Raw genomic sequence first — 20,938 nt, forward strand, 5'->3', positions numbered from 1 at the left:
TCATATCGCTACACGTGAGTTTCGGGGGTGTGCCATGCCGGCGCGAAGGGTGGTCACCGGCCGCAGCCAGGAGCCCAGGCGGCGTTACGCGGAGGAACTCCGCCGGCTGCGCACGGCACGGGGCTTGAGTCTGCGGGCGCTGGCGGAGGCGGTGGGCTGGGATCCGTCGCTCTTCGCGAAGCTGGAGAGCGGGGAGACGCTGGGGAGCCCGGAGGTGGCGGAGGCGCTGGATCAGTTTTATGGCACGCCTGGGTTGTTGCTGGCGATGTGGGAGATGGCGCTCGGGGATCTGACGCAGTTCAAGGAGAAGTACCGGCGGTACATGGCGTTGGAGGCCGAGGCACTGAGTTTGTGGCAGTACTCCGTGAGCAGGCCGCCGGGCCTTCTCCAAACGGCCGCGTACGCACAGGAAGCGCTCACGGCGGGCGGCCTCAGCGGCAAGGAACTGGACCAGCAGGTCGAAGCGCGTGTCGGGCGTCGGAAAGCACTGGAGGGAAAGGGCGCGCCGCCGTTTCGCGTGATCCTCGCCGAAGCCGCATTACGTAACTCCCTGCGCGACCCCAAGGCGTGGCGGGAGCAGTTGGAGCACCTGCTGGAGTGGTCGGAGCGTCCGAACATCACCCTCCATGTGCTGCCCTTCGGTACCGGACCGCACGGCCTGGACAGCACCGACACCATGTTCCTGCGGCTGCCGGGCGGCCGTACCGTGGCCTATGCGGAGAACGACGTGTGGGGCGAACTGATCGAAGAAACAAACAAGGTTGAGCAATTGCACCGCACCTATGATGAAGTGCGTGACCTGGCGCTGAGCCCTGCCGAGTCGCGGAAGTTCATCCTGCGGATGTTGGAGGAAGTGCCGTGCGATCCGTCGATCTGAGCAATGTGACGTGGCGCAAGAGCAGCTACAGCAACTCGGACGGCGGCAACTGCCTCGAAGTCTCGGACGATCTCCTGACCACCGCCCACTGGCGCAAGAGCAGCTACAGCAATCCCGACGGCGGCGAGTGCCTCGAAGTCTCCGACACCATCCCCTCCGCCGTTCCCGTCCGTGACAGCAAGGCCCCAGACCGCCCCGCTCTCCTCTTCGCCCCCGCCCCCTGGACGGCGTTCGTCGCCGCCGTCCAGAGCGGAACGTTCCACTAGGTCGATGCGCGCACCGCGTACGTGAGGACCCGCTCGCTCAGCAGGTCCTCGATGTCGTCGAGGAGGGCCAGCACCTCGCGGGACACCTCGGCCGGTTTACGTCCGGCGAGCATCTCGCGGCCGATGGTGACGAAGACCGACTGGTGGACCCAGCAGATCTGGCCGGCCACCAGGTCGGGCAGTGGGTCCTCGGGCGCGGCGCCGGTCTCCTCGCGCAGCGCCGCCGTCACGTTGTCGTGCACCTCCTGCTGGAAGGTCCACAGCCGGGAGCGCAGCGCCGGTGCGCCGTGGATGACCCGCATGAAGCGGTCGTAGCCCTCCATCAGGCCGACCCGGGGCGAGACGGCCTGGACCTCGCCGCGCAGCTCGCGCAGGACGGCGCTCGCGGCGGACTCGCCCACATCGCGGCTGCGGATCCAGCGGGCGAGCCGGTCGACCATGCCTGCCGAGCGGTCGAAGAAGAGGTCTTCCTTGGCCGGGAAGTAGTTGTAGACGGTGTTGACGGAGACGTTGGCCGCCTCGGCGATCTCCGCGACGGTCACGTCCTCGAAGCCCCGCTCCAGGAACAGGCCCGTGGCGACATCGGAGATGTACTGCCTGGTCTGCCGCTTCTTCCGTTCCCTGAGTCCCTCAGCCATGTCCGCATCCTAGCTTCGCTGGGTTCACTGGAAAGTTGGTGACCGAGAAAACTTGGGGTCGTTGCAAAATTTCAGGGACTCTGTTTTTCTGTGGGCATGGCAACAGTCATCAGCGCGGCGGGCCTCGCCCGTACCTTCCAGACCAAGTCCGGCCCGGTCGAGGCCGTCCGGGGCGTCGACCTCGCCGTCCGCGAGGGCGAGATCCTCGGCTTCCTCGGGCCCAACGGGGCCGGCAAGACGACCACCCTGCGGATGCTCACCACCCTGCTGAAGCCGACCGGCGGCGCGGCGATGATCGCCGGGCACGACCTGGCGACCGACCCGGCCGGGGTGCGCCGGGTGTCCGGGTACGTCGCCCAGTCCGGCGGGGTCGATCCGCAGCTCACCGTGCGGGAGGAACTCGTCACCCAGGGCCGGATGTACCGGCTGGCAAGAAGCAGCGCCGCCGAGCGGGCCGAGGAACTCGCCCGCGACCTCGACCTCACCGGCCTGCTCGACCGGAAGACGAGCGCCCTGTCCGGCGGGCAGCGGCGCCGGCTGGACATCGCGATGGCGCTGACGCACCACCCCAAGGTGCTGTTCCTGGACGAGCCGACGACCGGTCTCGACCCCGGCAGCCGCGCCGACCTGTGGGACCTGGTCCGCCGGCTGCGCGACGAGCACGGGACGACCGTGTTCCTGACCACCCACTACCTGGACGAGGCCGACGCCCTCGCCGACCGTCTGGTGATCGTCGACCGGGGCACGGTCGCCGCCGAGGGCACCCCGAGCGCGCTCAAGCTGCGGCACGGCGGCTCGCTCGACGCCAGCCTCCAGGACACGTTCCTCGCGATCACCGGCCGCGGCCCCGCCGCCCCGGCCGACACCGCCCCCGTGGCCGTATGAGCCGCCACCACCGCAAAGGACCGTACGCATGCTGCTTCACGACACGGCCCTCATCTACGGCCGCTACCTCCGCCAGTCCCTGCGCTCCCGCTTCGCGCTGCTCTTCGGAGTGCTGACGCCCCTGCTCTATCTGGTCTTCTTCGGCCCGCTGCTCACCCCTCTGCCGCTGGGCGCGGGCGGCAGCTCCTGGCAGGTGCTCGTGCCCGGCCTGCTGCTCCAACTCGGCTTGTTCGGCGCCCTGTTCGCGGGCTTCACGATCATCGTCGAGAAGGGGCAGGGGGTGGTGGAGCGGATGCGGGTGACCCCGGTCAGCCGGCTCGCGCTGCTGCTCGGGCGGGTGCTGCGCGATGCCACGGTCTTCGTCTTCCAGGCGGTGCTGCTGGTGCTGGCCGCGCTGGTGATGGGCCTGCGCGCACCGCTCGCCGGCATCCTGATCGGCTTCGCCTTCGTCGCGCTGCTGACCCTGTCCCTGGCCTCGCTGTCGTACGCGCTGGGGATGACGGTCCGCACCCCGCAGGAGTTCGGGCCGCTGATCAACATGGTGTCCATGCCGTCGATGCTGCTGTCCGGCCTGATGCTCCCGATGACCCTGGCCCCCGGCTGGCTGGACGTGCTCTCGCACTTCGTGCCGTTCCGCTATCTGGTCGACGCGGTGCGCGACGCGTACGTGGGCCACTACGCCGGCGCGCACATGCTCTACGGCGTCCTCGTCGCCGTCGGCTTCGCGGCGCTCGCGGTGACGGTGGGCACACGGGTCTTCCGGACGGCCGGAGCGTAACTAGGCTGGTCACATGGTCAATCTGACGCGTATCTACACCCGGACCGGCGACCAGGGCACCACCAGCCTCGGTGACATGAGCCGGGTGCCCAAGACGGACCTCCGCATCTCCGCCTACGCGGACGCCAACGAGGCCAACGCCGTCATCGGCACCGCGATCGCGCTGGGCGGCCTGGCGGCGGAGGTCGTCCAGGTGCTCACCCGCGTCCAGAACGACCTGTTCGACGTGGGCGCGGATCTGTCGACGCCGGTGGTGGAGGACCCGAAGTTCCCGCCGCTCAGGGTCGAGCAGTTCTACATCGACCGGCTGGAGGCGGACTGCGACCGCTTCAACGAGCGGCTGGAGAAGCTCCGCTCCTTCATCCTCCCCGGCGGCGCCCCGGGCGCGGCCCTGCTCCACCAGGCCTGCACGGTCGTACGCCGGGCCGAGCGCTCCACCTGGGTGGCCCTGGAGGCCCACGCCGACACGATGAACCCCCTGACGGCCACCTACCTCAACCGCCTGTCCGACCTGCTGTTCATTCTGGCGCGGACGGCCAACCAGGAGACCGGGGATGTCCTGTGGGTGCCGGGCGGGGAGCGCTGAGGGTGGCTCCCCGCCAGGGTCACTGATCGGCGGAGCTCACCGGTCCGCCGTGCTGTTCGCGTCCTTGTCGGCCGCGGCCGCGGCGGACTGGGCCGCGTCGACCTTCTTCTGCATGTCGGCGTAGCCCGACGGCGTGGCGGAGGACGACGAGGAGGCCGGTGCGGCGCCGTCGTGGTGGGCGCAGCCCGTCGTGAGTGCCAGGAGGCCGGCGGCCACCACGACCGCTGCCGCCGACCGCCGGCCCCGCATCAGCCGGCCGCCTTGCCGTCGTCGTTCTTCTGGCACCACGTCTTGACGGCGGCCAGGTCCTTCTGCCGCTGCTCCAGGTTCGTGACCAGCGACTTGCGGAAGTCCAGCCGGTTCTGGAGGTAGGTGGCGATCTCGGTGTGGCCGGCTTTCTTCGCGTTGTCCACGCGCTGCTGGAGCCGGGCCACCGAACCGCGCGTGCCCGCTCCGGCGTCGAGCCGCTTCAGGGCCCGCTCGATCCGGCGGTCGATCTTCGGCACCCGCTTGCACAGCCCGTGGGCGCCGTCACCGGTGGGCGCCGGCTTGGGGGTGCTGTCGGCCGCGGCCGCCGTCCCCGCCGCGCCGCCCGCCAGGACGGCCGTCACGGCGAGCCCCGCGAGCAGCGTGCGCGTGCGTCGTCGTCCGTACATCTGCCTCTCCGTTCACTTCCGTTCGCTTCCGGGCGGCCGCGGTCGGCCGTCCGTCCGTGCCGGAGGCTAGGCAGGGTCTTTGGGGAAACTCTGTGACCGGTTTGCCCCGGCTGTACCGATCAGCCAGTCCCGCCGGCCGGGAGGGCCGGGCAGGTCGCCGCCGCGGGGCAGCCGTACGGTGAAGCGGGCGCCGGTGCCGTCCGGCCCGTCCGTGACGGTGACACTCCCCCGGTGCAGCGCCGCCTGCTGGGCGACGAGGGTGAGGCCGAGGCCGGAACCCGCGCTGTCCGGGCCCCGCTGGAACCGCTCGAAGATCCGGGCGCGGGCGTCGGCCGGAACGCCGGGCCCCTGATCGTCCACCGTCACCAGCACCTCTCCGGCGCCGCCCGTGAGCGCCACCCGCACCTCGGCCCGGCCCTGCGCGTCCCGGCCGTGGGCGAGGGCGTTGACCAGCAGGTTGTCCAGCAGCAGCCGCAGTCCCGGCTCCCAGCCGTGCACGGTGAGCCCGGGTGCCGCGTCCAGGGTGATCTCGGCATCGGAGCCGCGACGCCGGGCCTCGGCCACGGCCGCGTCGGCGGTGTCGGCGAGGTCGACGGCCCGGAACGCCTCCGCCTCCACCAGATCGCCCCGCCCCAGTTCCCGGAGCATCACCAACAGGCCCAGCAGCCGGGCGTGTTCGTGGCGCAGGTCGGTCACGACCTCGGCGCGCTCGGCCGCGGGCAGGTCCGGATGCCCGGCCAGGATGTCGAGGTTGGTGCCCATGCTCATCAGCGGGGTGCGCAGTTCGTGGGCGGCGGCGGAGGAGAAGGAGCGGGCGGTGTCCAGGGCCTCGGCGGTGCGCGCGGCCTGTTCGTCGTAGCGGGCGAGGACGGTGCGTACGGTGGCCGCCAGTTCGTCGACCTCGACCACTCCGGTCCGCCACTGCCCGAGCCGGGCGCCGCTGGTGCGCGGGTCGAGTCCGGCGGTACGGCGGGTGAGCCGGCGCAGCGGCGCGCTCGCCCCGGCGGCCAGGCCCCAGGCGAGCAGGCCGGAGACGGGGGCCGCGAGCAGGGCGGTGGCGATCACCCGGCGGCGGACGAGCGGGATCTGGACGCGGGCGGCGGTGTCGGGCGAGAACAGCCACAGCGTGCCGGAGGCCGTACCGGCGTGCACCGGCAGGGCCAGGGCCCGCCAGGTGCGGCCGTCGGCGTGGACGGCGACGAATCCGGACGTGCGGTCGGGCAGCACCGCCGCGGGGTCGGGCTGCGGGCCGCCGCTGAAGGTCGCGTCCGGGCCGACGACGCGTACGCCGACGTCGAGGGCCGCGTCGAACAGCTGCCGTTCGCGGGTGTCGGCGGCCTTGGGGCGGCCGTTCGCGGCGGCCCGCAGCAGGGCTCGGGCGTCCGGGGCGACGGCGGTCGCGCGCCGGCGCAGGTGCTGGTCCTCGGCCCGGCGCAGATCCTGGGCGACCAGGTGCAGCAGCAGCCAGCCGCCGGCCAGCACCAGCAGCGGGACGGTGCAGCCGACGGCGAGGCCGATACGGGCGGAGAGTCTCACGGTGTGTCCCGGGGTTCTCTCAGTACGAAGCCGACGCCCCGCACGGTGTGGATCAGCCGGGGGCGTCGCTCCGCCTCCAGTTTGCGCCGCAGGTAGCTGACGAAGGTGTCGACGGTGTCGGTGCGCACGTCGAAGTCGTAGCCCCAGACCCGTTCCAGCAGCTGGTCGCGGGTGAGGACGAGCCCGGCGTTACGGGCGAGGACCTCCAGCAGCTCGAACTCGCGCCGGGTCAGCTCCAGCGGGACGCCGTCGCGCGCGGCGGTACGGGCGCCCGGATCGATGGTCAGCCCCGCCACCCGCAGCATCTCCCGTCCGGCGGGCGGGCGGCGCCGGAGCAGGGCATGCAATCGCAGCACCAGCTCCTGCAGGGCGAAGGGCTTGACCAGATAGTCGTCACCGCCCGCCTGGAGCCCCGCGATCCGGTCGGCCGTCTCGTCGAGCGCGGACAGCATGAGCACCGGCAGATCCCACCCCTCGCCCCGCAGCCGAGTGCACACCTCGATGCCGCTCATCCCGGGCATGGAGACGTCGAGGACCAGCACGTCGGGCGGACTGTCCTCGATCGCCGCCAGCGCCTCGGCCCCGCCGGCGGCCGTCCGCACCCCGAACCCGCTGAGCCTGAGCCCCCGCTCCAGCGAGCGCCGGATCGCCGCATCATCGTCGACGACCAGCACCGCCCCGGCCTTGTCACCCATATGTCCTCCTCACCGCCGGGTCAGCGTACGACCCTCGGCAACCGGGTCGGAGGCGGCGGTAGATCTCCCGGCGGCGCCCGACCTCGACGACGAGGATGCCGAGCTTGCCGTCGTCGATCATGTAGGCGATCCGATACGTGCCCATCCGCACGTCAGCCGCCTGCTGGGCAAGCTTGAGCTGCGCAGCCGGGTCCAAGCCGCCGTATTGGCCCAGGAGTTGGGGATCTAGCGAGGGCGGCCGGAGCCGACCCGGCAAGTGGTCCAGACCTATTGACCTGTGGTCCAGACCTTTCTACTCTCGCAGCACCGTGGGCGTGGAGGCTCAGTCATGCCCACGACATCCATACCCCTTACCTTCCCCACAACCGAGGAGGCGCACCATGCGCTTCAGACATAGAGCCGCGGCGGGGTTCGCGACCCTGTTGCTCCCCCTGGCCGGACTCGTCGGGCTCGCCGGCCACGCCCAGGCCGCGACGACCGGCGGGACCGCAAGCTTCACCAAGACCAGCGACTGGGGCACCGGCTTCGGCGGCCAGTGGACCATCAAGAACACCGGTACCAGCAGCATCAGTTCCTGGACCGTCGAGTGGGACTTCCCCTCCGGTACGTCGGTCACCTCCGCCTGGGACGCGGACGTCACCAGCTCCGGCACCCACTGGACCGCCAAGAACAAGTCCTACAACGGCACCATCGCCCCGGGCGCCTCGGTCTCCTTCGGCTTCAACGGCGCGGGCTCAGGATCGCCGTCCAACTGCACCCTCAACGGCGGCAGTTGCGACGGTGGTACGACGGTTCCCGGCGACAACCCGCCGAGCGCCCCCGGCACTCCGGCCGCCTCGAACATCACCGACACCTCGGTGCAGCTCAGCTGGGGCGCGGCCACCGACGACAAGGGCGTCAGGAACTACGACGTCCTGCGCGACGGCAAGGTCGTCTCCACCGTGACGGCCACCTCGTACACCGACACCGGCCTGACCGCCGGCACCGACTACTCCTACACCGTGCAGGCCCGCGACACCGCCGGCCAGACCGGCCCGGTCAGCGGTGCCGTCGCCGTCCACACCACCGGCGGCGGCAGCACTCCCCCGAGCACCGGCGACAAGGTCAAGCTCGGCTACTTCACCGAGTGGGGCATCTACGGCCGTAACTACCAGGTCAAGAACCTGGTGACGTCCGGCTCCGCCGCGAAGATCACGCACATCAACTACGCCTTCGGCAACGTGACGAACGGCCAGTGCGCGATCGGTGACGCCTATGCCGACTACCAGAAGACGTTCACCGCCGACCAGTCGGTCAGCGGCGTCGCGGACACCTGGGACCAGCCGCTGGCCGGCAACTTCAACCAGCTGCGCGAGCTGAAGGCCAAGTACCCGAACCTGAAGGTGCTGTGGTCCTTCGGCGGCTGGACCTGGTCCGGCGGCTTCGCCCAGGCGGCGGCCAACCCCACCGCGTTCGCCGACTCCTGCTACAACCTGGTCAACGACCCGCGCTGGGCCGACGTCTTCGACGGCATCGACATCGACTGGGAGTACCCGAACGCCTGCGGGCTGTCCTGCGACACCAGCGGGGCCGCGGCCTTCAAGAACGTGATGGCCGCGCTGCGCGCCAAGTTCGGCAGCGGCAAGCTGGTCACGGCCGCGGTCACCGCCGACGGCTCGGCCGGCGGCAAGATCGAGGCCGCCGACTACGCCGGCGCCGCGAGTTACGTCAACTGGTACAACGTGATGTCGTACGACTTCTTCGGCGCCTGGGACGCCCAGGGCCCGACCGCCCCGCACTCCCCGCTCACCTCGTACTCCGGCATCCCGAAGGCCGGCTTCGACACGGCCGACGCGATCGCCAAGTACAAGTCGATCGGCGTCCCCGCGTCCAAGCTGCTCATCGGCATCGGCTTCTACGGCCGCGGCTGGACCGGTGTCACCCAGGACGCCCCGGGCGGCACGGCCACGGGCCCGGCGGCGGGCACGTACGAACAGGGCATCGAGGACTACAAGGTCCTCAAGACGTCCTGCCCGGTCACCGGCACCGTCGCGGGCACCGCGTACGCGCACTGCGGCAGCAACTGGTGGTCGTACGACACCCCGTCGACCATCGCCGGGAAGATGAGCTGGGCCAAGTCCCAGGGGCTCGGCGGCGCGTTCTTCTGGGAGTTCAGCGGCGACACCAGCAACGGTGAACTGGTGAACGCCATCAGCAGCAACCTGTAAAAAGAGCCACTAAGCGACGTTGACGCGCTGTCCGGGCGGGGCTGCCTCCAGCCACGCGAGGAATCCGGTCAGCGCGTCTTCGCTCATGGCGAGTTCGAGGCGCGTGCCCCGATGCGTACAGGCGAGGACCACCGCGTCGGAGAGCAGCGCCAGCTCCTCCTCGCCCTCGGGCAGCCGGCGCCCGGCCACCTCGATCGCGGCGCGCTCCAGGGTGCGGCGCGGGCGGACGGCGTAGGAGAAGACGCGGTACCACTCGATGCGGTCGCCGTTGTAGCGGGCGACGCCGTAGGACCAGCCCTTGCCGTTCGCGTCCGGTTTCTCGGCCACGTCCCAGCGCAGGGAACAGTCGAAGGTGCCGCCGGAGCGCTGGATCAGTCTGCGGCGCAGCCCGAACAGGAACAGCCCCACCACCACGAGCGCGACCACGATCGCGACCACAGTCAGAGCGAGGACCATCGACACCGACCTCCTCGTCTCCTAGGTAATGGAACGGAAAAAACACCCACATCTACCTCAGCCGCGGCTGGGACCGGAAGGTCCCAGCCGCGGCTGAGTCACATCAACGCGCAGCGCCTGGTGGCTAGCTCGCCGCCGCGGCACGCAGGCGGACGTCTGCGCGACGCTCGGCGGCGGCGTCGCCCTCCGCCTTCGCGCGCTCCAGCTCCCGCTCCGTGCGCTGGACATCGATCTCGTCCGACAGCTCGGCGATCTCGGCCAGCAACGACAGCTTGTTGTCCGCGAACGAGATGAAACCGCCGTGCACCGCGGCGACGACCGTTCCACCTTCACTCGTACGGATGGTCACCGGGCCCGACTCCAGCACACCGAGCAGCGGCTGGTGACCGGGCATGACGCCGATGTCGCCGGACGTGGTGCGCGCGACGACCAGGGTGGCCTCGCCGGACCAGACCTGGCGGTCGGCGGCGACCAGCTCGACGTGCAGCTCAGCAGCCAAGGGTGGCTCCTCGGGTCACCACCCGGCGGTTCTGCCGGGTGTTGGGGTCAATTCTAGTGGGCGTGGCGGAGGGGGCGGGACGCGCCCCGCCCCCTCCTGCGAGCGCGAGGCTCAGGAGACGCCCAGCTCCTTCGCGTTCTTCTTCAGGTCCTCAAGACCACCGCACATGAAGAACGCCTGCTCCGGGAAGTGGTCGAACTCACCGTCGCAGATGGCGTTGAACGCCGCGATCGACTCCTCCAGCGGCACGTCCGAACCGTCCACGCCGGTGAACTGCTTGGCGGCGTGGGTGTTCTGGGACAGGAACCGCTCGACGCGACGGGCACGGTGGACGACGAGCTTGTCCTCCTCGCCGAGCTCGTCGATACCGAGGATCGCGATGATGTCCTGGAGGTCCTTGTACTTCTGCAGGATGTTCTTCACGCGCATGGCCGCGTTGTAGTGGTCCTGCGCGATGTACCGCGGGTCCAGGATGCGGGACGTGGAGTCCAGCGGGTCCACGGCCGGGTAGATGCCCTTCTCGGAGATCGGACGGGACAGAACCGTCGTCGCGTCGAGGTGGGCGAAGGTGGTGGCCGGCGCCGGGTCGGTCAGGTCGTCCGCGGGGACGTAGATCGCCTGCATCGAGGTGATCGAGTGACCACGGGTCGAGGTGATGCGCTCCTGCAGGATGCCCATCTCGTCGGCCAGGTTCGGCTGGTAACCCACCGCGGAGGGCATACGGCCGAGCAGGGTCGACACCTCGGAACCGGCCTGGGTGAAGCGGAAGATGTTGTCGATGAAGAACAGCACGTCCTGCTTCTGGACGTCACGGAAGTACTCCGCCATCGTCAGACCGGCCAGCGCCACGCGCAGACGGGTGCCCGGCGGCTCGTCCATCTGGCCGAAGACCAGCGCGGTCTTGTCCAGAACGCCGGCCTCCTCCATCTCCTGCATCAGGTCGTTGCCCTCACGGGTGCGCTCGCCCACACCCGCGAAGACCGACACACCCTCGTGCAGCTTCGCCACACGCATGATCATTTCCTGGATCAGAACGGTCTTGCCGACGCCGGCGCCGCCGAACAGACCGATCTTTCCGCCCTTGACGTACGGGGTGAGCAGGTCGACGACCTTCAGACCCGTCTCGAACATCTCGGTCTTCGACTCAAGCTGGTCGAAGGCCGGGGCCTTGCGGTGGATCGCCCAGCGCTCGGCGCCCTCGACGGAGGACTGCTCGTCGTTGAGGACGTGACCCAGGGTGTTGAACACGCGGCCCTTGGTGACGTCACCGACGGGGACGGTGATGCCGTCGCCGGTGTTCACCACCGTGGCCTGGCGGACCAGGCCGTCGGTGGGCTGCATGGAGATCGCGCGGACCAGGCCGTCACCCAGGTGCTGGGCGACCTCCAGGGTCAGCGTCTTCTTCTTGCCCGCGTCGGCCGGGTCGGAGACCTCGACGTGAAGGGCGTTGTAGATGTCCGGCATCGCGTCGACGGGGAACTCCACGTCGACGACCGGGCCGATGACCCGAGCGACGCGGCCAGTGGCCACGCCAGCCGCAGCGGTCGGCTCAGCAGTGGTGGTCATTAGTAGTCACTCCCCGCGGTCGCGTCGGCCAGGGCGTTGGCGCCACCGACGATCTCGCTGATTTCCTGGGTGATTTCGGCCTGGCGGGCCTGGTTGGCAAGTCGAGTGAGCTTCTCGATCAGCTCACCGGCGTTGTCGGTGGCCGACTTCATCGCCCGCCGGGTGGCGGCGTGCTTCGAAGCGGCCGACTGCAGCAGCGCGTTGTAGATACGGCTCTCGACGTACCGCGGCAGCAGGGCGTCGAGGACGTCCTCCGCCGACGGCTCGAAGTCGTACAGCGGAAGGATCTCACCCCTGGGGGCCGCCTCCTCCGCCACCTCGTCCAAGCTCAGCGGCAGCAGCCGGTCGCCGGTCGCCGACTGCACCAGCATCGAGACGAACTCGGTGTAGACGATGTGGAGTTCGTCCACACCGCCGGCCGCCGTGTCCTTCTCGATCGCCTCGATCAGCGGCGCGGCGACCTTCTTGGCGTCCGCGTACGTCGGCTCGTCGGTGAAGCCGGCCCACGACTGGGCGATCTTCCGCTCACGGAAGTTGTAGTGGGCGACACCACGGCGGCCGACGATGTAGACGTCGACCTCCTTGCCCTCCCGCTCAAGCTGCTCGGTGAGCCGCTCGGCCGTCTTGATGGCGTTGGAGTTGAAGGCGCCGGCCAGACCGCGGTCGCTCGTCAGGAGCAGGACCGCGGCACGGGTCGGGTTCTCCGCCTCCGTCGTCAGCGGGTGCTTGGTGTTCGACCCCGTGGCGACCGCCGCGACGGCCCGGGTGAGCTCGGTCGCGTACGGCGTGGAGGCCGCCACCTTGCGCTGCGCCTTGACGACACGCGAGGCGGCGATCATCTCCATCGCCTTGGTGATCTTCTTGGTCGCGGTGACGGATCGGATGCGACGCTTGTAGACCCGGAGCTGGGCTCCCATGAGTCAGGTCCCTTCCTTACGTCACTTGGCGGCGGCGGCCGGGGTGTCCTCGCCGAGCAGCTTGCCGTCCGAGGTCTCGAACTGCTTCTTGAACTCCGCGATCGCGTCGGCGACGGCCGTGAGGGTGTCGTCGGACATCTTGCCGCCCTCCTTGATGGAGGTCATGAGGCCCTGCTCCTTGCGGTGCAGGTAGTCCAGCAGCTCCTGCTCGAAGCGGCGGATGTCGGCGACCGGGACGTCGTCCATCTTGCCGGTGGTGCCGGCCCAGACGGAGACGACCTGGTCCTCGGTGGCCATGGGCTGGTACTGGCCCTGCTTGAGCAGCTCGACCATGCGCTGACCGCGCTCCAGCTGCGCCTTCGACGCGGCGTCCAGGTCGGAACCGAAGGCGGCGAACGCCTCCAGCTCACGGTACTGGGCCAGGTCGACGCGGAGCCGGCCGGAGACCTGCTTCATGGCCTTGTGCTGGGCGTCGCCACCCACGCGGGAGACCGAGATACCGACGTTCAGGGCCGGACGCTGACCGGCGTTGAACAGGTCGGACTCCAGGAAGCACTGGCCGTCGGTGATGGAGATGACGTTGGTCGGGATGAACGCCGAGACGTCGTTGGCCTTGGTCTCGACGATCGGCAGACCGGTCATCGAACCGGCACCCATGTCGTCGGAGAGCTTGGCGCAGCGCTCCAGCAGACGGGAGTGCAGGTAGAAGACGTCACCCGGGTAGGCCTCACGGCCCGGCGGGCGGCGCAGCAGCAGGGAGACGGCACGGTAGGCGTCGGCCTGCTTCGACAGGTCGTCGAAGACGATCAGGACGTGCTTGCCCTGGTACATCCAGTGCTGGCCGATGGCGGAACCGGTGTACGGCGCCAGGTACTTGAAGCCGGCCGGGTCGGACGCCGGAGCGGCGACGATGGTCGTGTACTCCAGGGCGCCGTTCTCCTCCAGCGCGCGGCGCACGCCGGCGATGGTGGAGCCCTTCTGGCCGATGGCGACGTAGATGCAGCGGACCTGCTTGTTCGGGTCGCCCGAGCGCCAGTTGTCCCGCTGGTTGATGATCGTGTCGACGGCCAGCGCGGTCTTGCCGGTCTGACGGTCACCGATGATCAGCTGACGCTGGCCGCGGCCGACCGGGGTCATGGCGTCGACGGCCTTGTAGCCGGTCTCCATCGGCTCGTGCACCGACTTGCGCTGCATGACCGTGGGGGCCTGCAGCTCAAGGGCGCGGCGGCCCTCGGTGTCGATCTCGCCGAGGCCGTCGATCGGGTTGCCGAGCGGGTCGACGACACGGCCGAGGTAGCCCTCGCCGACCGCGACGGAGAGGACCTCACCGGTGCGCTGCACCGGCTGACCCTCCTCGATGCCGCTGAACTCACCGAGGACGATGGCACCGATCTCGCGCTCCTCAAGGTTGAGGGCGAGGCCGAGGGTGCCGTCCTCGAACTTCAGCAGTTCGTTGGCCATGGCCGAGGGCAGGCCCTCGACCTTCGCGATGCCGTCACCGGCGAAGGTGACGGTGCCGACCTCCTCGCGCGAGGCCGCGTCCGGCTTGTACGACTGGACGAAGTGCTCCAGCGCGTCCCGGATCTCCTCCGGCCGGATCGTGAGCTCCGCCATCTGGGTTCCCTGCTCTCCTTGTTGGGCCCGAAGTTTCACTTGGGGGGATGGGGGACTCCCCCCGTTAAGAGGTGAATCCTCTGCACGGCCCAACCAGGGCCGTAAGTACGTACTGCTTTATTCGCTGCTTGTACCGAGTGCCGAGCGGTGCTCAGCTCGCCATGCGACGCTCGGCGTCTTCCAACCGGTCCGCGATCGAGCCGTTGATGACCTCGTCACCGACCTGCACCCGGATACCGCCGACGACCTCGGGGTCCACGTCCAGGTTGAGGTGCATCCGACGGCCGTAGAGCTTGGCGAGGGCGGCGCCGAGGCGCTGCTTCTGGCCGTCGCTCAGCGGCACCGCCGAGGTGACGACGGCGACCATGCGGTCCCGGCGCTCGGCAGCCAGCTTGGACAGGGACTCCAGTCCCGCTTCCAGGCTACGTCCACGCGGCGCGGTCACAAGGCGCGTGACCAGACGCTCGGTGCCCGGCTTGGCGCGTCCGCCGAGCAGCCGGTGCAGCAGCTCGGTCCGGGCGGCCTTGCCGGCGGCGCGGTCGGTCAGCGCGGCGCGCAGCTCGGTGCTGGAGGAGACGATCCGGCCGAACCGGAACAGCTCGTCCTCCACGTCGTCCAGCGTGCCCGTCTTCTCCGCGGCGGTGAGGTCGGCGATGTCCGCCAGCTCCTCCAGCGCGTCCACCAGGTCGCGGGACTGCGACCAGCGGGCGCGGGCCGTCCCGGACACCAGGTCGGCGGTGGGACCGCTGACCTGGCCGCCGATCAGGCGCTGGACCAGTTCCGCCTTGGCCTCCGCGGGCTGCGCCGGGTCGGTGAGGACCCGGCGCAGGCCGGCCTCGCGGTCGAGCAGCGCGGTGACGGCCGCCAGCTCGTCGGCGAGCGATGCGGCGTCCACGGACGTGGAGTCCGTCAGCGCGTCGAGACGCTCACGTGCGGCAGCCAGGGCCTCGCGGCTCGCTCCGTTCATCGCGTGGCCTCGGCCTTCTCCTCAAGCTCGTCGAGGAAGCGGTCGATCACACGGCTCTGGCGGGCGTGGTCCTCAAGGGACTCGCCGACGAGCTTGCCGGCCAGTTCGGTGGCGAGCTTGCCCACGTCCTGACGCAGCGTCTGCGCGGCGGCCTTGCGGTCGGCCTCGATCTGGGCGTGACCGGCGGCGACGATCTCCTCGCGCTGCCGCTGGCCCTCGGCCCGCATCTCGGCGATGAGCGTGGCACCCTGCTCCTGCGCCTCCTGGCGCAGGCGCGCGGCCTCGTGCCGGGCCTCGGCGAGCTGGGCCTTGTACTGCTCAAGGACGCTCTGGGCCTCGACCTTCATGGCGTCGGCCTCTTCGATACCGCCTTCGATCGCCGCGCGGCGCTCCTCCAGAACCTTGTTGATGTTCGGAAGCAGCTTCTTCCAGAAGAAGAAGAACACGATGGCGAAGGCGATGGTGCCGACGAGCAGCTCGGGACCGGCCGGGACGAGCGGGTTCTGCTCGGTCTCGGAGGCCGCCAGCTGTGCCAGGTTGGCGATCACATCAGTGCCTTTCGTCGTTTCGTGTCGGGTAAGGGGTGATTACTTACCGAACACGAACGGCATAACGATGCCGATGAGGGCGAGCGCCTCACAGAAGGCGAAGCCCAGGATCTGGTTGGCGCGGATCAGACCGGCGGCCTCGGGCTGGCGGGCGAGGGCCTGGGTGCCGTTACCGAAGATGATGCCGACGCCGATGCCGGGGCCGATGGCCGCGAGGCCGTAGCCGATGGAACCGAGGGAACCGGAGACGCCGGCGGCGAGGTCGATGGCAGCGGACATGCCGTTTCTTCCTTCTCTTTTACGGACCGGTGGGGGTTGGCCACCGGACGACTGGGGTTTGGGGCGGGTGGTTCGGCTCAGTGGTGCTCGGCGAGAGCGCCCTGAATGTAGGAGCAGGCCAGCAGCACGAAGACGTACGCCTGGACGGCCTGGACGAAGAGCTCGAAGAGGATCATGGCCATCGTCATCACGAAGGAGACGCCGGCGCCCACGACCAGCCAGCTGTTCAGCAGGTACCAGGAGGCCACGGTGAACATGACCAGCATCAGGTGACCGGCGAACATGTTGGCGAAGAGTCGCACCGCGTGCGTGAACGGGCGGACCAGCAGGTTCGAGAAGAACTCGATGACCATGACGAGGGGCAGCACGGCGCCGAGCGACTTGTCGTAGCCCGTGACGTTCTTGAAGAAGCCGACGAAGCCGTGCTTCTTGAACGTGAGCGCGACCCAGGTGATGTAGACGATCGCGGCCAGGACCATCGGGAAGGCGATGACCGAGGACACCGGGAACTGCGCCAGCGGGATCACGGACCAGATGTTCATGATCCAGACGAAGAAGAAGAGGGAGACCATGAGCGGCACCCACTTCTCGCCCTCGCGCTTGCCGAGGGTCTCGTACACGATGCCGCGGCGCACGAAGTCGTAGCCGGCCTCGCCGATCATCTGCAGCTTGCCCGGGACGACCTTGGCCTTGCCGAACGCGGCCGAGAAGAAGGTGATGACGAGCAGCGTGGTGACGAGCGCGAGCAGCATCACCTTGTTGAACTCGAAGCCCCCGACGGTGAAGAGCGGCTTGAACAGGAACGAGTTCAGGCCCGGGGCCGGGAAGCCACACCCGTTGTCGGACATGATCCGACAACTCCAGTCAAAGGCGAGCTGGGTCTGGTCAGCACTCACCACGGGCTCCTTCGGCGTGACGCATAGGTACGGCAACCTCGTTGTGTCGGCGCGGCACAGGGCCGCGGATCGGCACCGGACTGGTGTTACGGATGTGGGGGCGGCTGTGGGGCTTCGAGCCTCGCCATTGAGCAGGCGTCAGCTCAGGTGCCCGCGCCCGCGATGCCGCAGTTGGCACCGGACGATAGCAGGAGATCTCACAAGCCTTTATCCCGCCCCTACTCCTCACGGCTTCGGCCCGGTCTTCTCGGGCTTCTCACTCTTCGCGGAGTCCGGGTCGACGTAGAAGATCTTGGCCTTCATGTGCGCACGAGCCTGCGCGGCCATCCACACGACGGTCGCGACGACGAGCGACACGGCGAACGTCTTCGGATTGAAGAGGGAGGTGTCCTTGAAAACAGCGACGAAGATCAGGAGGAGGAGCAGCTGGGCCACATAGAGCAACAGGCCCATCATCTGGAACAGCTGCGGGAGCGTTTTTGCCGTCCACTGGAGCACGTAGAGGCCGATTCCCATGAACAGGATGGCCAGGACCGTGCCGACGGCCGCGCCGAGCGCACCCTTGCCCCCCGCGACCGCGGCGCTCACGGCGACAGCGATCGCACCTGCGACCGCTGTGGGCACAGCGATCCGCAGAAGGTTCCGGGCGTCATTGGACGGCATGGCGGCAACTCCGCTTTCACAAGGGGGCAGGGTGTCGTCATGGACGAGCGTAGTCCCGGGCTGAGTGATCGAGACCTCACACCGGTGGACCGTCGCACTACGGTCCTTCGGCTCTATCCGGGGTTCTCGTGAACCGTATCACAAACTATTTGATGAGGTCTTTACTCGGTAGGTGTGCTTGCTGTCACACATGAGAGTGACAGTGCGCGTCTGTGCAAAAACCGCGCCCACTTGTCTGGTATTAGGGGACTTTGCTCCCCCACGACTTGGCAATGCTCTCGTCTGATTCTTACCTTGAGCGTCTCAATGACGATCAACGAAACGCGAACGAGGGCCAATGGCGGTCGCCCCGTTGACGCCTGAGACACCGGCCGTGATCCGCGCCCGCCCCGCGGTTTCCTCCGCCCCACAGGGGGCCTCCGCCGTCTGCGCCACGGCCGCCTCGGCAGCGGCGGCCTTCCGGCGGCGCCGGCGGTAGCGCGGCGGCACGAAGGCCTGCGCCCAGACCGGGACGCGCGGGGTGAAGCGCGGGAGCAGCAGCAGGACCAGGCCGACCGTGCTGAGGAAGACCACGCCGAGCACGATCCACATGGACGCCGAGTTCACCGAGTACGCGAGGGCGCCGAAGGCGATCAGGGCCGACCAGAAGTACATGATCAGCACGGCCCGGCTGTGCGAGTGGCCGATCTCCAGCAGCCGGTGGTGGAGATGGCCGCGGTCGGCGGCGAACGGCGACTGGCCGCGCCAGGTGCGGCGGACGATGGCCAGCACCAGGTCCGCGGCCGGTACGGCGATGATCGTCAGCGGGAGGAGGAGCGGGATGTAGACCGGGACCGTCGCGTGCACCGCGGCCCGCTCGGAACCCACGTACAGGCCCAGCGCGTCCGGGTCCATCTGTCCCGTGATGGAGATCGCGCCGGCCGCCAGCACCAGACCGATCAGCATCGAGCCCGAGTCGCCCATGAAGATCCGCGCGGGGTGCATGTTGTGCGGCAGGAAGCCCAGGCACATACCCATCAGGATGGCCGCGAAGAGCGTCGCCGGAGCGGCGGCCTCGATGCCGTACGAGTACCAGATCCGGTAGGCGTAGAGGAAGAACGCGCCCGCCGCGATGCAGACCATGCCGGCCGCGAGGCCGTCGAGGCCGTCCACGAAGTTCACGGCGTTGATCGTGATGACGACCAGGGCGACGGTCAGCAGGGTGCCCTGCCACTGGGTCAGCGCCACGTTGCCGACGCCGGGGATGGGCAGCCACAGGATCGTCAGACCCTGCATGACCATCACGCCCGCGGCGATCATCTGACCGCCCAGCTTGATCAGGGCGTCGATCTCGAACTTGTCGTCCAGGACGCCGATCAGCCAGATCAGGGCCGCGCCGGAGAGCAGGGCCCGGGGCTCGTTCGACTTCGTGAAGACCTCGTTGAGGTTGGTCAGGTGGTCCGCGACCAGCAGACCCGCGCACAGGCCGAAGAACATGGCGATACCGCCGAGGCGCGGAGTGGGTTCCCGGTGCACGTCACGGGCCCGGATCTCCGGCATCGCCCCGGCCACGATCGCGAACTTCCGCACCGGCCCTGTCAGCAGGTACGTCACCGCGGCCGTGACGCAGAGCGTCAGCAGGTATTCACGCACAGGCTTCCCCACAGGTCTCGCTGGCCATCACAGCCCCACACCCTAGCGATGGACGTATATGGATGGGGACTTCCGGGTAGCCACGATGGTTGCATGTGTGGCTGTGCACCGTGGCGCACACCGGGGTCTACGGGACGGCGCCTGCCCGCGTTCAGCCCGGATAAGGCGGAAAACCGACGGTGAGATCGCGCACTTCGTCCCGCGCCCCGGCGGGGTCGGTCTCGCCCCGCAGCACCGCCGTGAGCAGGGCGGCGATCCGCCGCATCTCCGCCTCTGCCATGCCCTGCGTGGTCACCGCGGCCGTGCCCAGGCGCAGGCCGCGGCTGTCGCCGTGCGGCAGCACACAGCAGTCCAGCACGATCCCGGCGGCGGCGAGCCGGCCGCGCGCGGTGCGGCCGTCCACGCCGAGCGGGGCGGGATCGACGGTGATCAGATGGGTGTCGGTGCCGCCGGTGGTGACGACGAACCCCTCCGCCTCCAGCAGCGCCACCAGCGCCCGCGCATTGGCGACCACCTGATGGGCGTACACGGCGAACGCCGGTGTTGCCGCCTCGCCGAACGCGACGGCCTTGGCGGCGATGGTGTGCATCTGGGCGCCGCCCTGTGTGAACGGAAACACGGCGCGGTCGATCCGCTCGGCCAGCTCGGGAGAACCGCACAGGATCATCCCGCCGCGCGGCCCGCGCAGCACCTTGTGGGTGGTCGCGCACACCACATCGGCGTACGGCACCGGGTTGGGCGCCGCTCCCCCGGCGACCAGGCCGATCGGATGCGCGGCGTCGGCGATCAGATAGGCCCCGACCTCGTCGGCGACCTCGCGGAAGAAGGCGTAGTCGATGTGGCGGGGGTAGGCGATGGAGCCGCACACGATCGCCTTCGGCCGGTGATTACGCGCCAGATGCCGTACCTGGTCGTGATCCATGAGCCCGGTCTCCGCGTCGACGCCGTAGCCCACGAAGTCGAACCAGCGGCCGGAGAAGTTCGCGGGCGAGCCGTGGGTGAGGTGGCCCCCGTAGTGCAGGCCGAGGGCGAGGACGGTGTCGCCGGGGCGCAGCAGGGCGGCGTAGGCGGCCAGGACGGCCGAGGAGCCGGAGTGGGCCTGGACGTTCGCGTGCGCGGCGCCGAACAGCGCCTTGGCCCGCTCCACGGCGAGCCGCTCGGCGACGTCGACCAGTTCGCAGCCGCCGTGGTGCCGGGCGCCGGGATACCCCTCGGCGTACTTGTTGGCGAGCGCCGAGCCGAGCGCGGCCAGCACGGCGGGCGAGGTGAAGTTCTCGGCGGCGATCAGCTGGAGCGAGGTCGACTGCCGGCGCAGCTCACCGAGCAGGATCTCGGCCAGCTCGGGGTCCTGTTCCCGCAGGACGTCGGTCTCAAGGGGATGCGTGACCGACATGGCGGGCTCCCGGGCGGTCGACGGTGACGTAACCCCAATGTAGGCCCGCGATGTGCGGGACGCCCGGTAGCCGAGACGCGACACAACGCGGGAGGTACTGCCGTGACGCCGGCTGCGACTCCGCCCTGGCTGAGCCCCATCCCCGACGCGCCTCTCGCGCTCGCTCGGCCCTGGCGGGCCTTCCGGCATCGAGCCGCTGCGCCGGCCTCCGACCGGCGGCCCAGACCGGCCCGCAGCACATCAAGCCCGCGCAGCCACACCCGTCAGCGCAGTCACCACCGGAGCCCCATCCCCGACGCGCCTCTCGCGCTCGCTCGGCCCTGGCGGGCCTCCCGGCATCGAACCGCTGCGCCGGCCTCCGACCGGCGGCCCAGACCGGCCCGC

General features: G+C 69.6%; 23 protein-coding genes and 1 pseudogene. 7 read left to right on the forward strand and 17 right to left on the reverse strand.

Annotated elements, in window-relative coordinates; genetic code table 11:
* Positions 1–34 precede the first annotated feature (34 nt).
* Positions 35–877: a helix-turn-helix domain-containing protein gene (locus O1G22_RS13820; protein ID WP_270081630.1), complete on the forward strand. Its 843-nt coding sequence runs from the start codon at positions 35–37 to the stop codon at positions 875–877.
* On the forward strand, positions 859–1,143 hold the full coding sequence (locus O1G22_RS13825) for a DUF397 domain-containing protein (protein ID WP_270081631.1): 285 nt from the start codon (positions 859–861) through the stop codon (positions 1,141–1,143). The genes O1G22_RS13820 and O1G22_RS13825 overlap by 19 nt, the downstream gene beginning before the upstream one ends.
* Here O1G22_RS13825 and O1G22_RS13830 read toward each other — a convergent pair.
* A complete protein-coding gene (locus O1G22_RS13830; RefSeq protein ID WP_270081632.1) occupies positions 1,140–1,781 on the reverse strand; it encodes a TetR/AcrR family transcriptional regulator in 642 nt (213 codons plus the stop codon). The genes O1G22_RS13825 and O1G22_RS13830 overlap by 4 nt on opposite strands.
* 96 nt (positions 1,782–1,877) lie before the next feature.
* Here O1G22_RS13830 and O1G22_RS13835 point away from each other — a divergent pair, with 96 nt between their 5' ends.
* Genes O1G22_RS13835 through O1G22_RS13845 form a run of 3 tightly spaced genes read left to right on the forward strand, consistent with a single transcriptional unit; the run spans position 1,878 to position 4,030 of the window.
* Positions 1,878–2,666 carry an ABC transporter ATP-binding protein gene (locus tag O1G22_RS13835; protein WP_270081633.1) on the forward strand — a complete coding sequence of 263 codons (789 nt, stop codon included), beginning with the start codon at positions 1,878–1,880 and terminating at the stop codon, positions 2,664–2,666.
* 28 nt (positions 2,667–2,694) lie between these two features.
* The gene (locus O1G22_RS13840) at positions 2,695–3,444 is read left to right on the forward strand and encodes an ABC transporter permease (protein ID WP_270081634.1); all 750 of its coding nucleotides are present in this window, start codon (positions 2,695–2,697) and stop codon (positions 3,442–3,444) included.
* 13 nt (positions 3,445–3,457) lie between these two features.
* Positions 3,458–4,030, forward strand: a complete 573-nt coding sequence (locus O1G22_RS13845) for a cob(I)yrinic acid a,c-diamide adenosyltransferase (RefSeq protein ID WP_270081635.1) — start codon at positions 3,458–3,460, stop codon at positions 4,028–4,030.
* A 36-nt stretch (positions 4,031–4,066) separates the two neighbouring features.
* Here O1G22_RS13845 and O1G22_RS13850 read toward each other — a convergent pair whose 3' ends face one another.
* The 4 genes from O1G22_RS13850 to O1G22_RS13865 all read right to left on the reverse strand — a co-directional run bounded on the left by O1G22_RS13850 (position 4,067) and on the right by O1G22_RS13865 (position 6,917).
* Complete coding sequence (locus O1G22_RS13850) at positions 4,067–4,279, reverse strand: hypothetical protein (RefSeq protein WP_270081636.1); 213 nt, start codon at positions 4,277–4,279, stop codon at positions 4,067–4,069.
* Entirely contained in the window at positions 4,279–4,686 is a 408-nt protein-coding gene (locus O1G22_RS13855) for a hypothetical protein (RefSeq protein WP_270081637.1), read from the reverse strand. Before O1G22_RS13855 ends, O1G22_RS13850 begins: the two co-directional genes overlap by 1 nt.
* A 66-nt stretch (positions 4,687–4,752) precedes the next feature.
* Positions 4,753–6,222 carry a sensor histidine kinase gene (locus O1G22_RS13860; protein ID WP_270081638.1) on the reverse strand — a complete coding sequence of 490 codons (1,470 nt, stop codon included), beginning with the start codon at positions 6,220–6,222 and terminating at the stop codon, positions 4,753–4,755.
* Complete coding sequence (locus tag O1G22_RS13865) at positions 6,219–6,917, reverse strand: response regulator transcription factor (RefSeq protein ID WP_270081639.1); 699 nt, start codon at positions 6,915–6,917, stop codon at positions 6,219–6,221. The genes O1G22_RS13860 and O1G22_RS13865 overlap by 4 nt, the downstream gene beginning before the upstream one ends.
* Positions 6,918–7,062: 145 nt before the next feature.
* On the opposite strand from O1G22_RS13865, the pseudogene O1G22_RS13870 reads away from it, so the two are divergent.
* Together O1G22_RS13870 and O1G22_RS13875 are read left to right on the forward strand one after the other, a co-directional pair.
* Positions 7,063–7,146: pseudogene (locus tag O1G22_RS13870) on the forward strand (DNA-binding response regulator); the annotation flags it as partial.
* Between the two features lie 151 nt (positions 7,147–7,297).
* The gene (locus tag O1G22_RS13875) at positions 7,298–9,124 is read left to right on the forward strand and encodes a glycoside hydrolase family 18 chitinase (protein ID WP_270081640.1); all 1,827 of its coding nucleotides are present in this window, start codon (positions 7,298–7,300) and stop codon (positions 9,122–9,124) included.
* A 9-nt stretch (positions 9,125–9,133) separates the two neighbouring features.
* Here O1G22_RS13875 and O1G22_RS13880 read toward each other — a convergent pair whose 3' ends face one another.
* The 12 genes from O1G22_RS13880 to O1G22_RS13935 form a co-directional block, all read right to left on the reverse strand.
* Positions 9,134–9,580 (reverse strand): DUF2550 domain-containing protein, encoded by a 447-nt coding sequence (locus tag O1G22_RS13880; protein ID WP_225099507.1) that lies wholly within the window; start codon positions 9,578–9,580, stop codon positions 9,134–9,136.
* Between the two features lie 124 nt (positions 9,581–9,704).
* Positions 9,705–10,079, reverse strand: coding sequence for a F0F1 ATP synthase subunit epsilon (locus O1G22_RS13885; protein WP_270081641.1), 375 nt, complete (start codon positions 10,077–10,079; stop codon positions 9,705–9,707).
* A 111-nt stretch (positions 10,080–10,190) separates the two neighbouring features.
* Complete coding sequence (gene atpD / locus O1G22_RS13890) at positions 10,191–11,645, reverse strand: F0F1 ATP synthase subunit beta (protein ID WP_270081642.1); 1,455 nt, start codon at positions 11,643–11,645, stop codon at positions 10,191–10,193.
* The gene (locus O1G22_RS13895) at positions 11,645–12,562 is read right to left on the reverse strand and encodes a F0F1 ATP synthase subunit gamma (protein ID WP_270081643.1); all 918 of its coding nucleotides are present in this window, start codon (positions 12,560–12,562) and stop codon (positions 11,645–11,647) included. Before O1G22_RS13895 ends, atpD begins: the two co-directional genes overlap by 1 nt.
* A gap of 21 nt (positions 12,563–12,583) precedes the next feature.
* Positions 12,584–14,176 (reverse strand): F0F1 ATP synthase subunit alpha, encoded by a 1,593-nt coding sequence (gene atpA, locus O1G22_RS13900; RefSeq protein WP_225099504.1) that lies wholly within the window; start codon positions 14,174–14,176, stop codon positions 12,584–12,586.
* A gap of 151 nt (positions 14,177–14,327) precedes the next feature.
* Positions 14,328–15,143 carry a F0F1 ATP synthase subunit delta gene (locus tag O1G22_RS13905; protein ID WP_270081644.1) on the reverse strand — a complete coding sequence of 272 codons (816 nt, stop codon included), beginning with the start codon at positions 15,141–15,143 and terminating at the stop codon, positions 14,328–14,330.
* Positions 15,140–15,691: a F0F1 ATP synthase subunit B gene (locus O1G22_RS13910; RefSeq protein ID WP_270081645.1), complete on the reverse strand. Its 552-nt coding sequence runs from the start codon at positions 15,689–15,691 to the stop codon at positions 15,140–15,142. Before O1G22_RS13910 ends, O1G22_RS13905 begins: the two co-directional genes overlap by 4 nt.
* A gap of 39 nt (positions 15,692–15,730) precedes the next feature.
* Entirely contained in the window at positions 15,731–15,970 is a 240-nt protein-coding gene (gene atpE / locus O1G22_RS13915) for an ATP synthase F0 subunit C (protein ID WP_030656107.1), read from the reverse strand.
* Between the two features lie 77 nt (positions 15,971–16,047).
* On the reverse strand, positions 16,048–16,866 hold the full coding sequence (atpB, locus tag O1G22_RS13920) for a F0F1 ATP synthase subunit A (protein WP_487416675.1): 819 nt from the start codon (positions 16,864–16,866) through the stop codon (positions 16,048–16,050).
* A gap of 225 nt (positions 16,867–17,091) precedes the next feature.
* Positions 17,092–17,529, reverse strand: a complete 438-nt coding sequence (locus tag O1G22_RS13925) for a Cg1360 family ATP-synthase-associated protein (RefSeq protein WP_270081646.1) — start codon at positions 17,527–17,529, stop codon at positions 17,092–17,094.
* A gap of 303 nt (positions 17,530–17,832) precedes the next feature.
* A complete protein-coding gene (locus O1G22_RS13930; RefSeq protein ID WP_270081647.1) occupies positions 17,833–19,161 on the reverse strand; it encodes an MraY family glycosyltransferase in 1,329 nt (442 codons plus the stop codon).
* 151 nt (positions 19,162–19,312) lie between these two features.
* The gene (locus tag O1G22_RS13935; protein ID WP_270081648.1) at positions 19,313–20,554 is read right to left on the reverse strand and encodes a serine hydroxymethyltransferase; all 1,242 of its coding nucleotides are present in this window, start codon (positions 20,552–20,554) and stop codon (positions 19,313–19,315) included.
* Positions 20,555–20,938: the final 384 nt, after the last annotated feature.

Origin of the sequence: Streptomyces camelliae (genome assembly GCF_027625935.1) — a bacterium.
Lineage (GTDB): Bacteria > Actinomycetota > Actinomycetes > Streptomycetales > Streptomycetaceae > Streptomyces > Streptomyces camelliae.

Excerpts from the sequence above, each read along its gene's own strand:
- O1G22_RS13895 (WP_270081643.1), bottom strand. The coding sequence starts at position 12,562 with ATGGGAGCCCAGCTCCGGGTCTACAAGCGTCGCATCCGATCCGTCACC.
- O1G22_RS13875 (WP_270081640.1), top strand. The coding sequence starts at position 7,298 with ATGCGCTTCAGACATAGAGCCGCGGCGGGGTTCGCGACCCTGTTGCTC.
- atpE (WP_030656107.1), bottom strand. The coding sequence starts at position 15,970 with ATGTCCGCTGCCATCGACCTCGCCGCCGGCGTCTCCGGTTCCCTCGGT.
- O1G22_RS13850 (WP_270081636.1), bottom strand. The coding sequence starts at position 4,279 with ATGCGGGGCCGGCGGTCGGCGGCAGCGGTCGTGGTGGCCGCCGGCCTC.
- O1G22_RS13835 (WP_270081633.1), top strand. The coding sequence starts at position 1,878 with ATGGCAACAGTCATCAGCGCGGCGGGCCTCGCCCGTACCTTCCAGACC.
- O1G22_RS13830 (WP_270081632.1), bottom strand. The coding sequence starts at position 1,781 with ATGGCTGAGGGACTCAGGGAACGGAAGAAGCGGCAGACCAGGCAGTAC.
- atpA (WP_225099504.1), bottom strand. The coding sequence starts at position 14,176 with ATGGCGGAGCTCACGATCCGGCCGGAGGAGATCCGGGACGCGCTGGAG.
- O1G22_RS13925 (WP_270081646.1), bottom strand. The coding sequence starts at position 17,529 with ATGCCGTCCAATGACGCCCGGAACCTTCTGCGGATCGCTGTGCCCACA.
- O1G22_RS13880 (WP_225099507.1), bottom strand. The coding sequence starts at position 9,580 with ATGGTCCTCGCTCTGACTGTGGTCGCGATCGTGGTCGCGCTCGTGGTG.
- O1G22_RS13905 (WP_270081644.1), bottom strand. The coding sequence starts at position 15,143 with ATGAACGGAGCGAGCCGCGAGGCCCTGGCTGCCGCACGTGAGCGTCTC.
- O1G22_RS13855 (WP_270081637.1), bottom strand. The coding sequence starts at position 4,686 with ATGTACGGACGACGACGCACGCGCACGCTGCTCGCGGGGCTCGCCGTG.
- O1G22_RS13845 (WP_270081635.1), top strand. The coding sequence starts at position 3,458 with ATGGTCAATCTGACGCGTATCTACACCCGGACCGGCGACCAGGGCACC.
- atpD (WP_270081642.1), bottom strand. The coding sequence starts at position 11,645 with ATGACCACCACTGCTGAGCCGACCGCTGCGGCTGGCGTGGCCACTGGC.
- O1G22_RS13935 (WP_270081648.1), bottom strand. The coding sequence starts at position 20,554 with ATGTCGGTCACGCATCCCCTTGAGACCGACGTCCTGCGGGAACAGGAC.
- O1G22_RS13840 (WP_270081634.1), top strand. The coding sequence starts at position 2,695 with ATGCTGCTTCACGACACGGCCCTCATCTACGGCCGCTACCTCCGCCAG.
- O1G22_RS13820 (WP_270081630.1), top strand. The coding sequence starts at position 35 with ATGCCGGCGCGAAGGGTGGTCACCGGCCGCAGCCAGGAGCCCAGGCGG.
- O1G22_RS13865 (WP_270081639.1), bottom strand. The coding sequence starts at position 6,917 with ATGGGTGACAAGGCCGGGGCGGTGCTGGTCGTCGACGATGATGCGGCG.